11 protein-coding genes are annotated in these 14,574 nt (G+C 73.0%); 9 read left to right on the top strand and 2 right to left on the bottom strand.

Going from position 1 to position 14,574, the window contains the following annotated elements; all coding sequences use genetic code 11:
• Position 1: 1 nt before the first annotated feature.
• Positions 2 to 1,024, top strand: coding sequence for a TIGR03842 family LLM class F420-dependent oxidoreductase (locus GTY56_RS05795; RefSeq protein ID WP_161363129.1), 1,023 nt, complete (start codon positions 2 to 4; stop codon positions 1,022 to 1,024).
• Between the two features lie 148 nt (positions 1,025 to 1,172).
• Entirely contained in the window at positions 1,173 to 2,693 is a 1,521-nt protein-coding gene (locus tag GTY56_RS05790) for an NCS1 family nucleobase:cation symporter-1 (RefSeq protein WP_161363127.1), read from the top strand.
• Between the two features lie 26 nt (positions 2,694 to 2,719).
• On the opposite strand, the gene GTY56_RS05785 is transcribed toward GTY56_RS05790, so the two are convergent.
• Positions 2,720 to 3,388, bottom strand: coding sequence for a hypothetical protein (locus GTY56_RS05785; protein ID WP_161363125.1), 669 nt, complete (start codon positions 3,386 to 3,388; stop codon positions 2,720 to 2,722).
• Positions 3,389 to 3,653: 265 nt separating this feature from the next.
• Here GTY56_RS05785 and GTY56_RS05780 point away from each other — a divergent pair, with 265 nt between their 5' ends.
• From GTY56_RS05780 to GTY56_RS05765, 4 genes are all read left to right on the top strand, one after another.
• The gene (locus GTY56_RS05780) at positions 3,654 to 5,480 is read left to right on the top strand and encodes a gamma-glutamyltransferase family protein (RefSeq protein ID WP_161363123.1); all 1,827 of its coding nucleotides are present in this window, start codon (positions 3,654 to 3,656) and stop codon (positions 5,478 to 5,480) included.
• A 125-nt stretch (positions 5,481 to 5,605) separates the two neighbouring features.
• The gene (locus tag GTY56_RS05775) at positions 5,606 to 6,451 is read left to right on the top strand and encodes an inositol monophosphatase family protein (protein ID WP_161363121.1); all 846 of its coding nucleotides are present in this window, start codon (positions 5,606 to 5,608) and stop codon (positions 6,449 to 6,451) included.
• Positions 6,452 to 6,630: 179 nt separating this feature from the next.
• Positions 6,631 to 8,040: a phytoene desaturase family protein gene (locus GTY56_RS05770; protein WP_161363120.1), complete on the top strand. Its 1,410-nt coding sequence runs from the start codon at positions 6,631 to 6,633 to the stop codon at positions 8,038 to 8,040.
• Positions 8,037 to 8,546, top strand: a complete 510-nt coding sequence (locus tag GTY56_RS05765; RefSeq protein WP_161363118.1) for an O-acetyl-ADP-ribose deacetylase — start codon at positions 8,037 to 8,039, stop codon at positions 8,544 to 8,546. Before GTY56_RS05770 ends, GTY56_RS05765 begins: the two co-directional genes overlap by 4 nt.
• Before the next feature lie 18 nt (positions 8,547 to 8,564).
• Here the strand turns inward: GTY56_RS05765 and GTY56_RS05760 are convergent, their stop codons facing one another.
• Positions 8,565 to 9,398, bottom strand: coding sequence for a class II glutamine amidotransferase (locus tag GTY56_RS05760; RefSeq protein ID WP_161363116.1), 834 nt, complete (start codon positions 9,396 to 9,398; stop codon positions 8,565 to 8,567).
• A gap of 190 nt (positions 9,399 to 9,588) precedes the next feature.
• Between GTY56_RS05760 and GTY56_RS05755 the strand changes: the two genes are divergently transcribed.
• The 3 genes from GTY56_RS05755 (at position 9,589) to GTY56_RS05745 (ending at position 14,454) form a co-directional block, all read left to right on the top strand.
• The gene (locus GTY56_RS05755) at positions 9,589 to 12,252 is read left to right on the top strand and encodes a winged helix-turn-helix domain-containing protein (RefSeq protein WP_161363114.1); all 2,664 of its coding nucleotides are present in this window, start codon (positions 9,589 to 9,591) and stop codon (positions 12,250 to 12,252) included.
• Positions 12,253 to 12,376: 124 nt separating this feature from the next.
• Entirely contained in the window at positions 12,377 to 13,936 is a 1,560-nt protein-coding gene (locus tag GTY56_RS05750) for an MFS transporter (protein WP_202509775.1), read from the top strand.
• On the top strand, positions 13,936 to 14,454 hold the full coding sequence (locus GTY56_RS05745; protein WP_161363111.1) for a hypothetical protein: 519 nt from the start codon (positions 13,936 to 13,938) through the stop codon (positions 14,452 to 14,454). The genes GTY56_RS05750 and GTY56_RS05745 overlap by 1 nt, the downstream gene beginning before the upstream one ends.
• The last annotated feature ends 120 nt before the right edge of the window (positions 14,455 to 14,574 follow it).

Raw genomic sequence — 14,574 nt, 5'->3', positions numbered from 1 at the left:
GATGGACTTCGGACTCGTCCTGCAGGCCGACCCGCCGGCCTCGCGGGTGATCAGCCTGATGAAGCGCGCGGAGCGGAACGGCTTCTCGTACGGCTGGACCTTCGACTCCGCCGTGCTGTGGCAGGAACCGTTCGTGATCTACAGCCAGATCCTCGCCAACACCACGACCCTGAAGGTCGGGCCGATGGTGACCAACCCCGGCACCCGCACCTGGGAGGTCACCGCCTCCACCTTCGCCACCCTCAACGACATGTTCGGCAACCGCACCGTCTGCGGCATCGGCCGCGGCGACTCGGCGATGCGGGTGGCCGGCCGCAAGCCCAACACCCTGGCCCGGATCAGCGAGGCCATGAAGGTCATCCGGGACCTCGGCAGCGGAGGGGAGGCCGACCTCGGCGGCGGCACCGTGGTCCGGTTCCCCTGGATCAAGGAGGGCGCCGAACTGCCCGTCTGGATGGCCGCGTACGGCCCCAAGGCCCTGAAGATGACCGGCGAGGAGGCGGACGGGTTCATCCTCCAGCTGGCCGACCTCTATCTCACCGAGTACATGGTCAAGGCCGTGAAGGACGCGGCCGTCGCCGCGGGCCGGGACCCCGCCGAGGTGACCGTCTGCGTGGCCGCCCCGGCCTACGTCACCGAGGACGACTCGCCCGAGGCGCTCGCCCACGCGCGCGAGCAGTGCCGCTGGTTCGGCGGCATGGTCGGCAACCACGTCGCCGACCTGGTCTCCAAGTACGGCGAGCACTCGGCCGCCGTCCCCGACGAACTCACCGACTACATCAAGTCCCGCGAGGGCTACGACTACTCCCACCACGGCCGCGCCGGCAACCCGGACACCCGGTTCGTGCCCGACGAGATCGTCGACCGGTTCTGCCTGATCGGCCCGGTCGAGAAGCACATCGAGAAGCTGGAGGCGCTGCGCGCGCTCGGCGTGGACCAGTTCGCCGTCTACGACATGCACGACGCACAGGAGGCCGTGATCGAGGCCTACGGATCCCGGGTGATCCCGGCCGTCAACGGCTGACCTCCACCGCCCCACCCCCTGTGAACTCCCCCTTCCCAGCGGCTCGGGAAGGGGGCCCAGGACGCTCACCCATGCACCCGGAGCGCACCCCCCCATCGGCGCCACCGCACGGCCTTTCCCGTCCCACCTCCCCTGATTGGCCCGGCCCATGACCGATACCGCTCCCACCGCCCCACCGCCGACCACCCAAGTCACCCTCGCCGACGGCCGGGTGGAGATCGCCCCGGGCGCTCCCGCACCGACCGGCCCCTACGCCAACGAGGACCTGCTCCCGGTCCCGGTCGAGAAGCGCACCTGGACCACCTACAACTTCTCCGCGCTGTGGGTCGGCATGGCCCACAACACCGCCTCCTGGACCCTGGCCTCCGGGCTCATCGCCGTCGGCATGGACTGGAAACAGGCGGTGCTCACCATCGCCCTGGCCAACGTCATCGTGCTGATACCGATGCTGCTCACCGGGCACGCAGGGCCCAAGTACGGCATACCCTTCCCGGTCTTCGCCCGGGCCTCCTTCGGTATCCGCGGCGCCAACCTCCCCGCCGTCGTACGGGCGTTGGTGGCGTGCGGCTGGTTCGGCATCCAGACCTGGATCGGCGGCGAGGCCATCTACTTCCTGGCCGGGAAGCTGATCGGCAGCGGCTGGACGGACGCGGCGGAGGTCGGCGGCTACGCCTGGACGATGTGGCTGTCGTTCGCGCTCTTCTGGGCGCTCCAGGTCGTCATCATCTACCGGGGCATGGAGACGATCCGCCGCTTCGAGAACTGGGCGGCGCCCTTCGTGCTCGTCGGCGCGTTCGTGATGCTGTGGTGGATGAGCGACAAGGCGGGCGGCTTCGGCCCGCTGTTCGACCAGCCCTCCGAGCTGGGCTGGGGCGCCGACTTCTGGAAGCTGTTCGCGCCCGCGCTCATGGGCATGATCGGCTTCTGGTCCACGCTGTCGCTGAACATCCCCGACTTCACCCGCTACGGCAAGAGCCAGAAGGCGCAGACCCGGGGCCAGGCCCTGGGCCTGCCGACCACCATGACCCTCTTCGCGTTCCTGTCGGTGATGGTCACCTCCGGCTCCCAGGCCGTCTACGGCGAGGCCATCTGGGACCCGGTCCAGCTCGCCGCCAAGACCGACAACACGGTGGGCCTGCTCTTCGCACTGGTCACCGTGCTGGTGGCGACGCTCTCCGTCAACGTGGCGGCCAACCTGGTCTCGCCGGCGTTCGACTTCTCCAACATCGCGCCCCGCCGCATCAGTTTCCGGGCCGGCGCCCTCGCCACCTGCGTCCTCGGCGTGCTGATCTTCCCGTGGAAGCTCTACTCCGACCCGCAGGGCTACATCTTCACCTGGCTCGGACTGGTCGGCGGCCTGCTCGGCACCGTCGCGGGCATCCTCATCGCCGACTACTGGATCCTGCGCCGCACCCGGCTCGACCTCGCCGACCTGTACCGCCCGGACGGCCGCTACTGGTACGAGGGCGGCTGGAACTGGCGGGCCGTCGTCGCCTTCGCGGTCGGCGGTGTCCTCGCCGTCGGCGGCGCGAGCTTCAAGCCGCTGATCGACGGCCGTCCCATCCCGGCGCTGGCCGATCTGGCCGACTACGGCTGGGCGGTGGGCCTGGGCACGTCGATGGTCCTGTACCTGGCGCTGATGGCCACACGGGGCCGCGGCACCGTCTGAGGAAGCCCGGCGCGCTGGAGGGCCGTTCAGCCCTTGTCGCTCTCCAGCGCGGCCACGGCTTCCTTCGCGGCCTTGATGGCGCCCTTGTTGATCGCGTCCGTGCTGGGCGCCTTCTTCGACTCGAAGTCACTGCCGTTGTAAGTGATCATCACCAGCGCGTTGGAGGCGCGGGCGATCACGACGCCCTCGCGGGTCTCCTGCTTGTCCTCAGTGGTGAGGTTCACGACAGAGTAGGCGCTGTCCCCCAGACCGGGGACGGCCCCGCCGCCGCTCTTCTTGTCGACGTGCGCCGCGTACGACTTCTCCGCGGCGTCGTCCGACTCCATCACCTCGAACGACACGTCGAGCCAGCGGTAGTCGTACCCCTTGAGCGCGTTCCAGGAGCAGGTGCGGCGCAGTTCCGAGTCCGTGGACGGGATCTCCTTGCCGGCCGTCTTGGCGCCCGGCACCAGCGACTCGATCGTCTTCTTGGCGACGCTCTCGCACGGGGCGGGCGCGGCCGGGTACGCCTTCGACACCGTCGACGTCGACGGGGAGGACGCGGACTGTGTCCCGGTCTTCTCTTCCGCCTGCTTGTGCTCCGCGGCCTGCGGCGCGGCGAGCGGACCGGACGACAGCGCCCAGCCCGCCGCGGCGAGCACCACCACCGGGGACAGACGGGCGGTCAGGGCGAGGGGCAGAGGTAGGGAACGCACGGCGCCCTTCTCGTGGGGGACGGAAGGTGCGGAGCGGGTCCGCACGGCGGACGGGACGACAGTCTCACACGAGTGTCTGTGGTGCGGAAGTGCGAACTCGCTCCGTGGCTGCGCGGTGACGGGAGACCCCTTTCCACCGCCCGGAAATCGGTCGGTTCAGCAGCCGGTGGGTGGTTTACCCGAGGTTTTGCCGGGACCCCGACCAGGGGAGGGGGACGGATGGCGTGGCCCCTGAGCGCCCCGGACGACGAGAGAAGAAGGCCGTATGTTCACCACCCGCCCCACCCTCCAGGGCACCTTCGGCATGGTCTCCTCCACCCACTGGCTCGCCTCGCAGTCCGCGATGGCCGTCCTGGAGAACGGCGGCAACGCCTACGACGCGGCCGTGGCGGGCGCCTTCGTGCTGCACGTCGTCGAGCCGCACCTCAACGGCCCGGCCGGCGAGGTGCCGATCCTGCTCGCCCCGGCCGGCGGCGAGGTGCGGGTGCTGTGCGGGCAGGGCGTCGCACCGGCCGGGGCGACCGTCGCGCACTACCGGGGCCTCGGCCTGGACCTCGTCCCCGGCACCGGGCCGCTCGCGGCCGCCGTACCGGGCGCGTTCGACGCCTGGATGCTGCTGCTGCGCGACCACGGCACCCTGGCCCTCGAAGACGTCCTGACGTACGCCATCGGCTACGCCGAGCACGGCCACACGCCGGTGGAGCGCGTCGGTGAGACCGTCGAGACCGTGCGCGAGCTGTTCGAGACGGAGTGGACCTCGTCGGCGGACGTCTACCTGCCCGGCGGCAAGACACCGCGCCCCGGTGAGCTCTTCGCCAACCCCGCACTCGCCGCCACCTGGAAGCGCCTGCTCGCCGAGACCGCCGGCGCGGGCGACAGGGAGGCGCGGATCGAGGCCGCCCGGCAGGTGTGGCGCGGCGGGTTCATCGCCGACGCCCTCGTCCGCCAGGCCGGCCGCCCCACCAAGGACACCAGCGGCCGGCGGCACACCGGCACCCTCGCGGCGGCCGACCTCGCCACCTGGTCCGCGACCTACGAGACACCGGCGACGTACGACTGGAACGGCTGGACCGTGTGCAAGCCGGGCCCCTGGAGCCAGGGCCCCGTCCTCCTCCAGCAACTCGCCCTGCTCCCGCCGGACCTGCCCCCGTACGGTTCGGCCGACTACGTCCACCTCCTGGTCGAGAACTGCAAGCTCGCCATGGCCGACCGGGAGGCCTGGTACGGGGGCGCCGCCGACGTACCGCTCGACGACCTGCTGTCCGACTCGTACAACACCGCCCGCCGCGCCCTCGTCGGCGAGCGGGCCGGGAACGACCTGCGGCCCGGCAGCCCCGGCGGACGCACTCCGCGCCTGTGCGCGCACGCGCGCGTGGCCGCCGCAGCGCAGGAGGGGTTCGACGCCCTGGGCGTCGGCGAACCGACCGTCGCCAAGAGCCCGGCGTCCCCCGTACCGGGCGAACCGGAGATTCTCGCCGACGGCACCACCCGCGGCGACACCTGCCACCTCGACGTCGTCGACCGCTGGGGCAACATGGTCTCGGCCACCCCCAGCGGCGGCTGGCTCCAGTCCAACCCCGTCGTGCCCGAACTGGGCTTCCCGCTCGGCACCCGGCTCCAGATGACCTGGCTGGAGGAGGGCCTGCCCAACTCCCTCACCCCCGGCCGCCGTCCCCGCACCACCCTGACGCCCTCGATCGCCCTGCGCGACGGCGTGCCCGTCATGGCGTTCGGCACGCCCGGCGGTGACCAGCAGGACCAGTGGCAGCTGCACTTCTTCCTCGCGGTGGCGCTGCGCGCCCCCGTGCGCGGCGGACCCGACCTCCAGGGCGCGATCGACGCCCCGAACTGGCACAACGACAGCTTTCCCGGTTCCTTCTACCCGCGCGGCATGCGCCCGGGCAGCGTCACCGTGGAGTCCCGCACCGACCCGGCCGTCGTCGCGGAACTGCGGCGCCGCGGCCACGACGTGACCGTGGGCGGCCCCTGGTCGGAGGGCCGGCTGTGCGCGGTCGCGCGGGACCCGGAGACCGGCGTGCTGTCGGCCGCGGCGAACCCGCGCGGGATGCAGGGATACGCGGTGGGCCGCTGACCCGGCGGGGAACCGCCGACGCGCTGCGCGCGTCGGCGTCCGGCAGACCCCGCTGTTCATCGCGAGGTCACCCGGGGTGCACCCGGCGGGCGGGGGCTGTCAGTGGCACGTGTTGTCATGGAGGGGTGATCGACAGCAACGAAACCATCGAAGAGTTTCTCGCACAGCACGCCTTCGACGTCGAAGAGGCGATCCGCAAGGCGGCCGCCTCCGAGATCATGCCCCGCTGGCGCCGGCTGGCCGCACATGAGGTCGACCAGAAGAGCGGCCCGCACGACCTGGTGACCGACGCCGACCGCAAGGCCGAGCTGTACCTGACCGAGACGCTGGTCGCTCTGCTGCCCGGCTCGGTCGTGGTCGGCGAGGAAGCGGTCCACGCCAACCCGGCGTCGTACCAGGCGATACGCGGCGACGCCCCGGTCTGGATCGTCGACCCGGTCGACGGGACACGCCAGTTCGTCCGCGGCGAGGCGGGGTTCTGCACCCTGGTCGCCCTGGCTCACCGCGGCACCCTTCTCGCCTCCTGGACGTACGCGCCCGCCCGTGACCGGCTCGCCACCGCCCAGCGGGGCAAGGGCGCCCACCTCGACGGGGAGCGGCTGTTCGCCGGAGTGCCGGAGCCCGGCCGGGACCTGCGCGTGGCCACCTCCCACCCCGACTACACGACGGACGAGGAGAAGCACGCCCTGCTCGGCCTGCGCGCCGACGGCGTGGCACCGCGCCCGTGCGGCTCGGCCGGACTGGAGTATCTCGCCATCGCCCGCGGCGAGTCGGACGCGGTCGCGTTCTCCTGGGAAGCCGCCTGGGACCACGCGGCCGGGCTGCTGCTGGTCGAAGAGGCCGGCGGCACGAACCTGACGCTCACGGGCGAGCCGTTCCGCATCGCGGGCGGCAACGCCCTGCCCTTCACCGCCGCCCGCGACGCGGCCACGGCCCGCCGGGTGGTGAGCCTGTTGTCGGGCGGGGCCTGAGAGGCATCCCGTCGCGTGGTGCACACAGGCGACTACACGGTGTGTGCGAGCGAGGGGTTTCGGTCGCCGCAAAGCGGCCCTACCCGCCGGAAATCACCGGCGGCCGGTGACTGTCAGTCCCCGGGCATATCCTGATCCCCAGTGGCCGTCGGCTGACGAAGGGGTCCGAGGTGCCGTCGATGCTCGATGCCGTCGTAGTGGGTGCGGGGCCGAACGGACTGACCGCGGCCGTGGAGCTGGCCCGCCGCGGCTTCTCCGTCGCCGTCTTCGAAGCCCGCAGCACCGTGGGCGGCGGAGCCCGCACCGAGGAGCTCACCCTCCCCGGCTTCCGGCACGACCCGTGCTCCGCGGCCCACCCCCTCGCCATCAACTCCCCGGCGTTCCGCGCCCTGCCGCTGGAGCGGTACGGCCTGGAGTGGCTGCACGCCGAGCTGCCCATGGCGCACCCCTTCCCGGACGGCACGGCGGCCGTCCTGGCCCGCACGGTCGGCGAGACGGCCGCCTCCTTCGGCCCGCGCGACGCCGGGGCCTACCGCAGGCTCATCGAGCCCTTCCTGCCCAAGTGGGACACCCTCGCCCGGGACTTCATGTCCCTGCCGCTGACCGCGCTGCCCCGCGACCCGGTCACGCTCGCCCGCTTCGGCCTGACCGGGCTGCCCCCGTCGACGCTGCTGATGCGCCGCTTCCGCGACGAACCGGCCAAGGCCCTGTTCTCCGGGCTCGTCGCCCACGTCATGGCCCCGCTCGGCGGCCTGGCCACCAGTGCCATCGGCCTGGTCTTCGCCCTCGCGGCGCACGCCCGCGGCTGGCCCGTCGCCCGCGGCGGCTCCCAGTCCCTCTCCGACGCCCTCGCCGCCTACCTGCGGGACCTCGGCGGCAGCGTCCACACCGACTACGAGGTCAAGCGCCTCGACGACCTGCCACCGGCCCGGGCGTACGTCTTCGACACCTCGCCCACCGCCCTGGCCCGCATCGCCGGTTTCGGCAACCACTACGCCGGCTACCGCTACGGACCGGGCGTCTTCAAGGTCGACTACGCGCTGGACGGCCCCGTGCCCTGGACCGCGAAGGAGGCCCGCGCCGCCGGCACGGTGCAGGTCGGTGCGAGCAGCGCGGAGATCGGCGCGGCCCTGGTCGCGGCGGCCCGGGAGGGCCGGGCCCCCGACAAGCCGTTCCTGATCACGGTCCAGCCGAGCGTCGTCGACCCCACCCGGGCTCCGGCCGGCAAGCACGTCTTCTGGGCCTACGGACACGTCCCGCACGGCTGGACCGGCGACCTCACCGACACCATCGAGCGCCAACTGGAGCGCTTCGCCCCGGGATTCCGCGACCGCGTCCTGGCCCGGGCCACGGCCGGCCCGCCCGAACTCGCCGCCCGCAACGCCAACTACGTCGGCGGGGACATCGCCTCCGGCGCGGCCTCGGGACTCCAGCTCCTGCTGCGCCCCAAGCTCACCCCGTTCCCGTACCGCACCCCGCACCCGGCCGTCTTCATCTGCTCGTCGGCGACCCCGCCGGGCCCCGGAGTGCACGGCATGTCGGGGCACAACGCGGCCAAGGCCGTCTGGAAGCGGCTGAGGCGGATATGACGACCATCGAGCTGGTCCAGGGCGACATCACCCGCGAGAGCGTCGACGCCATCGTCAACGCCGCCAACTCCTCACTGCTGGGCGGGGGAGGGGTCGACGGGGCGATCCACCGCCGCGGCGGCCCCGCCATCCTGGAGGACTGCCGCAGGCTCCGCGCGGCGCACCTCGGCAAGGGCCTGCCCACCGGCCGGGCGGTCGCCACCACCGCGGGCGACCTGGACGCCCGCTGGGTCGTCCACACCGTCGGCCCGGTGTTCAGCACGACCGAGGACCGCTCCGGCCTCCTCGCCTCCTGCTACCGCGAGTCGCTCCGCGTCGCCGCTGACCTCGGCGCCCGCAGCGTCGCGTTCCCCGCCATCTCCACCGGCGTCTACGGCTGGCCGATGGACGACGGCGCCCGCATCGCGATCGAGACCGTACGGGCGGCCGGCACGACGGTCGAGCAGGTCAGGTTCGTCCTCTTCGACCGGCCCGCGTACGAGGCGTTCGCCGCACACCTTCACTGAACCGCGCGACGGCGGCGCTCAGACGGGCTCGGGCTCGAAGTGCCGCAGCAGGTCCCGGCCGGGCTGCACGACGCCGTAGCTGTTCTCCGGCACGCTGTTCCACACCCCGGGGAGATCGCCCAGCGGTTCCGACACCACCAGCCGGGTCTCGTCCGAGATGTGGTTCAGGAAAGCGAGATCGGGATGCAGGGCGCGCACGTCCTCCACCCGGCTGCTGTAGTACAGCGAGCGAGAGGCCCCGCCGCTGGAGTACCGGAAGAACCACACCCGCTCGCCGTCGGTCACCGCGATCGTCATCTGGAGCGGCTCCGGCACCCCGTGCTCGTGTCCGAGCCGCTCGACGAGCCCCGCCATCCGGGCCACCGCGCCCGGCGGATCGGCGTCGAGACCGAAGGTGAGGGCGACGTGGAACATCACCTCGGAATCCGTCGTGCCCTCCAGCGAAGGGAACAGCTCCGGCGCTATGGACATCATGAGATCCCGGCGCATCGCGGAGAACCCGGTGATCGCCCCGTTGTGCATCCACATCCAGCGTCCGTGCCGGAAGGGGTGGCAGTTGGTCTGCTGCACGGCGGTGCCGGTCGAGGCCCGCACATGGGCGAAGAACAGCGGCGAGCGGACGTGGTCGGCGATCTCCCGCAGATTGCTGTTGCTCCAGGCCGGACCCGTGTCGCGAATGACAGCGGGAGTGCGCAGGTGCCACGCGTACCAGCCGACGCCGAAGCCGTCGCCGTTGGTGGTCTCGACCCCCATCCGCGCGTGCAGACTCTGGTCGATCAGCGAGTGCTCGGGGCGGTAGAGGACGTCGTCGAGCAGTACGGGGGTGCCCGAATAGGCGAGCCAGCGGCACATGGTCGGTCCTCCCGTTCCGAGCGGTGACCTCAGGAGACTGCGGCCGGAGCGGTGGCCGCATCGCCCGCCACGGGTGGTTGAGGGGGGACGGCGAAGCCCGGGCATGCGCGGCAGGGCGAAGCTTGAGATGCTGAGCGGGACGATCGCCAGTTCAGGACCGACTGACGGACGGCAGGCAGGGGTGAGCCCCATGGCCGCAACCGATGAGACGCCGGAGGCGGGGTTCGCCGACCCCACCGGAGACCCGCTGCTGCGCACCCGGTTCGCCCTGTCGGCCAGGCCCGCGACCTTCGTGCACCGGCCGCGCCTGACCAGGCACCTCGACCAGGCCCTGACCACGCCCCTGACGATGGTCAACGGCTCGGCCGGCGCGGGCAAGACGCTCCTGGTCGCCGACTGGGCATCGGGCCTGAACCGTCCGGTCGCGTGGCTCACCGCAGAGAGCACCGACCAGGCCCCCGGCGTGTTCTGGGCGCACGTGCTCCAGGCCCTGCGTGCGGCAGGCGTGCCGGTGGCGAGCGAGGTCGGCAGCCCGGCGGAGGCCGGTCGCGTGGACCAGCGGACGCTCACCCGCCTCGCCGCCGATCTCGAAGGCAGGGTCGATGGGACGCTCGTCGTCCTCGACGAGTTCGACCGAGTGGTCTCCCGGGAGATCGCCGAACAGCTGGAGTTCGTCCTGCACCACGCCGGGCGGGGCCTGCGTCTGATCCTGGTCACCCGCACCGAACCCCTGCTGCCGCTGCACCGCTACCGGGCGTCGGGCGAGATGACGGAGATCCGGGACGCCGAGCTGGCCTTCACCCCCGAGGAGGCGCACGAGCTCCTGACCCGGCACGGCCTGGACCTGCCCGCGAGCGCCGTGCTGGCCCTGGTGGAACGCACCCGCGGCTGGGCCGCGGGTCTCCGGCTCTCCGCGCTCGCCGCCCGGCAGGGGACGGACCCGCACGCCTACCTGAAGCAGTTCGAGGCGGACCACAGTGCGGTGGCCGACTTCCTGCTCGCCGAGGTGCTCGACCGGCAGGCACCCGGCACCCAGGATCTGCTGCTGCGCATCAGCGTTCTGGAGCGCTGCTGCCCCGACCTGGTCAACGTGCTGACGCAGCGCACGGACGCGGAGCCCATCCTGGCCGCGTTGCAGCGCGAGAACGCCTTCGTCCACTACCTCGGCCACTCCTGGTACAGCCTGCACCCCCTGTTCGCCGAGATCCTCCGCGCCCACCTGCGCGAGCGCTTCCCCGGCCTGGAGCCGGAACTGCGCAGCCGGGCGGCCCAGTGGCTGCGCAGCTCCGGAGCCCTGCCCGAAGCGCTCGCCCAGGGAGCGGCGGCGGACGACTGGGAGTTCACCGCACGGGCCGTGGTCGACGACCTCGCCCTCGGTCAGCTCTTCACCGGCCTGCGCTCCGACGACCTGTCCGCGCTGTTCGAGCGGATGGGCCCCGACGTCAGGGGCCCGGCCCCGGACCTCGTCCGCGCGGCCCGCGAGCTGGCCGGCCGCGACGTCGAACACGGTCTGGCGCACCTGCACCGGGCCGAGGAGGAACTGGCCCGGGACGACGCGACGGACCCCGCGGCGGCCGGGCTCACCTGCGCCCTGCTGGAAGCCCTGGCGGCGCGCCTGACCGGAACCCCGGGCAGGGCCGAGCGCGCCGCGGAGCAGGCACGGGCCCTCCGGCCGGAGGTTCCCGGACACCTGCTCGACGAGCACCCTGAGCTGAACGCCCTGCTGCTCACCCACCTGGGTTCCGCCCGGCTGTGGGCCGGGCGCTTCGAGGACGCCCGGACCGTCCTGTCGGCGGTGGCCGGACGACCCGGCGGCGCGGCCATGGCGCTGCCCCGGTGGGAGGCGCTGGGGCACCTGGCTCTGATCGACTACCTGAACGGCTGGCTCGGCCGGGCGGAGCACAAGGCCCTGGCGGCGGCCGGCCAGGCACAGCGCTACAGCCTCCCCCAGCGGTCCGGTGCAGGTCTCGGCGCGCTGGTCCGGGCCGCCGTCCTCATCGACCGTGACGAACTCGACGAGGCGCAGGCGCTCCTCGACGAGGTCGCCGCCTCCCACCTGCTCGGAGAGGATCCCGTCGAGGAGGCGGGCCGGGTCCTCACCCGGGGCCGGCTGCTGCTCGCCAGGGGAGACGCCCGGGCCGCCCTGGCGGCGGCGGACGCGATCGTCCCGGCCGTCGTGGGGTCTCCCTGGGCCGAGGACCATGCCGCCGCCCTCGCCTGTGCCGCCTACCTGGCCCAGGGGCAGCCCGAGTCGGCCCGCAGGGCCGTCGAGCGGGTGGCCGACCGCCGGGCGGCCTGCACCGTGCAAGCCGCCCGGGCCCGGCTCGCCGCGGGTCACCCCGATCAAGCGCTGGAGATGCTCCACAGTCTGCCGGAGACCGAGCGGCCCGGGCCGGCGGTGACCGTCCGGGCCACACTCGTCCGCGCCCAGGCCGCCCACGAACTCGGCGATCACACCGCCGCCCACCGCCTGCTCGGCCGGGCCCTCCGGGACGGTCGGCGCGAGCAGCTGCGCCTGCCGTTCCTGGAAGCCGGTCCCTGGATCCGCCCTCTGCTGAGCACCGGCCGCCTGCGGGAGCTGGCGGCCGGCTGGCTCGTCCCCGGGCCCGGGCACGGTCCGTCCGCCCCCACGGCGCAGCCGCCGCCACCGGCGCTCGTCGTCGAGGAACTGAGCGCGCGCGAGCGTGACGTGCTGCGCAGGCTGGCCGAGATGAGGTCGACGGAGGAGATCGCGACCGACCTCCACGTCTCGGTGAACACCGTGAAGACCCACCTCAAGAGCATCTACCGCAAGCTCGCGGTGAGCCGGCGCGGCGACGCGGTACGCCGTGCCCGCGACGCGCGGATCCTCTAGACCGTACGGACCGGACCGGCACCCCTCGCCCGGGGCGGGTGAGGCGCGACGACGGCTCTGCGGCTGCGATGGACGGGTGAGAAGCCGGCGCCCCCTGTTCGTCCTCGGCACCGCCCAGTTCCTGATGGTGCTGGACACCTCCGTCATGAACGTGTCCATCAGCCGCCTGGTGGAGGACTTCGACACCGAGGTCACCGCCATCCAGGCGGTCATCACCCTGTACGCCCTGGTCATGGCGGCGTTCATGATGGTCGGCGGACGGCTCGGGGACGTCCTGGGCCGCCGGCGCATGTTCCTCCTCGGGCTGGCGGTCTACGGCACCGGCTCGGCCCTGACCGCCGTCGCGCCCAGTCTGTGGGTCCTCGCGCTGGGCTGGTCGGTCATCGAGGGGCTCGGCGCCGCCATGGTCCTGCCGTCCATGGCGGCCCTCGTCGCCGAGTCCTACCGCGGACGGGACCGGGCCGTCGCCTACGGCGTGATAGGCGGTCTCGCCGGCGCCGGCATCGCGGTGGGGCCGCTGCTGGGCGGCTGGATGACGACGTACCTCACCTGGCGTCTGGTCTTCGCCGGCGAGGTCGTGGTCGTCGTGGTGGTGCTGCTCTGCCACCGGGTGATCCCCCGGACGGCCCCGAGGAAACCGCGGCCCCGGCTCGACGGCGTGGGTGTGGTGCTCTCCGCCTCCGGCCTCGGACTGGGCGTGCTCGGAGTGCTCCAGAGCACCACCTGGGGCTGGGTGCAGCCACGCGACCCGCCCTTCACCGTCCTGGGCTTCGCCCCCACCCTGTTCGTCGTCGGCGCCGGAGCGGTGGTTCTGTCCGTCTTCGTGCACTGGGAGCGCCGGCGGGACGCCCGGGGGACCGACGCTCTGGTCCACCTGTCGCTGCTGGGCAGACCGGTCCTGCGGTCCGGACTCCTGATGCTCCTGAGCCAGAACCTCATCCTGCTGGGGCTGTTCTTCGCGATCCCGCTGTACTTGCAGGTGGTGCAGGGCTTCGACGCGTTCGAGACCGGCCTGCGGCTGCTCCCGGTGTCCTTCACCATGCTCGCGGCCTCCCTGTTCGCCGCACGGCTCGGCCGGCTGGCGGGTCCGCGGCGGGTGGTGCGGCTGGCTCTGCTGACCCTCGCGGGATCGATCGTGTGGCTGCTGGCGACCATCGACCCCGCCATCGACGACGCCCAGTTCGCCGGGGCCATGGCCCTGCTGGGCGTGGGCATGGGCCTGCTCGCCTCGCAGCTGGGCAACGTCGTCCAGTCGGGCGTCGGCGAGGAGGAGCGCAGTGAGGCGGGCGGGCTCCAGTTCACGGCCCAGAACCTGGGCTCCGCGCTGGGCACCGCGCTCATCGGGTCGCTGCTCATCGGAGCCCTGGTGCACGCCTTCAGCACCCAGGTCGAGGCCGACCCCCGGCTGTCGGACGAGGCCCGCAAGCAGACCGGCGTGGCCCTGGAGGCCGGGGTCAGCTTCGTGTCCACGGGCCAGGTCCGCTCGGCGGCCGAACGGGCCGGTCTGCCGCCCGCGGAGGTCGAGGCGGTCACCGACTCCTACGCCTCGGCCCAGCTCGACGGGCTGAAGGCGGCCGTCCTCGCGACCGGCGGGATCACCCTCGCCAGTTTCCTGGTCACATCGCACCTGCCGACCGCGGGGCAGAGCTCCGCGCGGCGGCCCGGCGGCGAAGGAGAGGTCTGATGGCCATGGACCGCGGTGCCGCACGCAGGGCACGGGGCGTGGAGCGCCGGGCCCACGCCGACTACACCGGCGGCGTCTACGGGTCCATGCTCGCCGCCTCCGTGGTGATCGGGGCCGGAACGCTGGGGTCGCTGCCCCGGCTGGAACTGGTGCTGCTGCTCGTGCTGACGGGTGCGGTGTTCTGGCTGGCGCACGTGCACGCGCAGCTGTTCGGAGCGCGGCTGGCGCAGCGGACCGTCGACCGTGCGACCGTTGTGCACGTGTGCCGCGACGAGTGGCCGATCCTGAAGGCCGCGGTCCCGCCCGCCGCCGCTGTCGCCGTCAGCCCTCTGCTGGGGCTGGACGTGCAGGGCGCCGTGTGGCTCGCACTCGCCGTGGCGGTGGCGGAGCAGGTCGGCTGGTCGGTGGCCGCGGCGGTGCGGGCCGGGGCCTCCCGGGGGCAGCTGGCCGGCTCGGCGGCGGTGAACCTGCTGCTCGGTCTGCTGATCATCGCCTTCAAGTTCGTCGTGAAGCACTGACGTGCCCCTCGCGGGCCGGGCGGAGGTTCACCTGCGCCGGGTGAGGGCGCACGGTTCGCCGAGGCGGACCATCGCTAGGGAAGGGCGTGCCTCACCCTCTCGGGCCGTCCGCGGGAGAGC

Origin of the sequence: Streptomyces sp. SID5643, assembly GCF_009872555.1 — a bacterium.
GTDB lineage: Bacteria > Actinomycetota > Actinomycetes > Streptomycetales > Streptomycetaceae > Streptomyces > Streptomyces iakyrus.
This window is presented reverse-complemented; position numbering and strand designations above follow the sequence as displayed.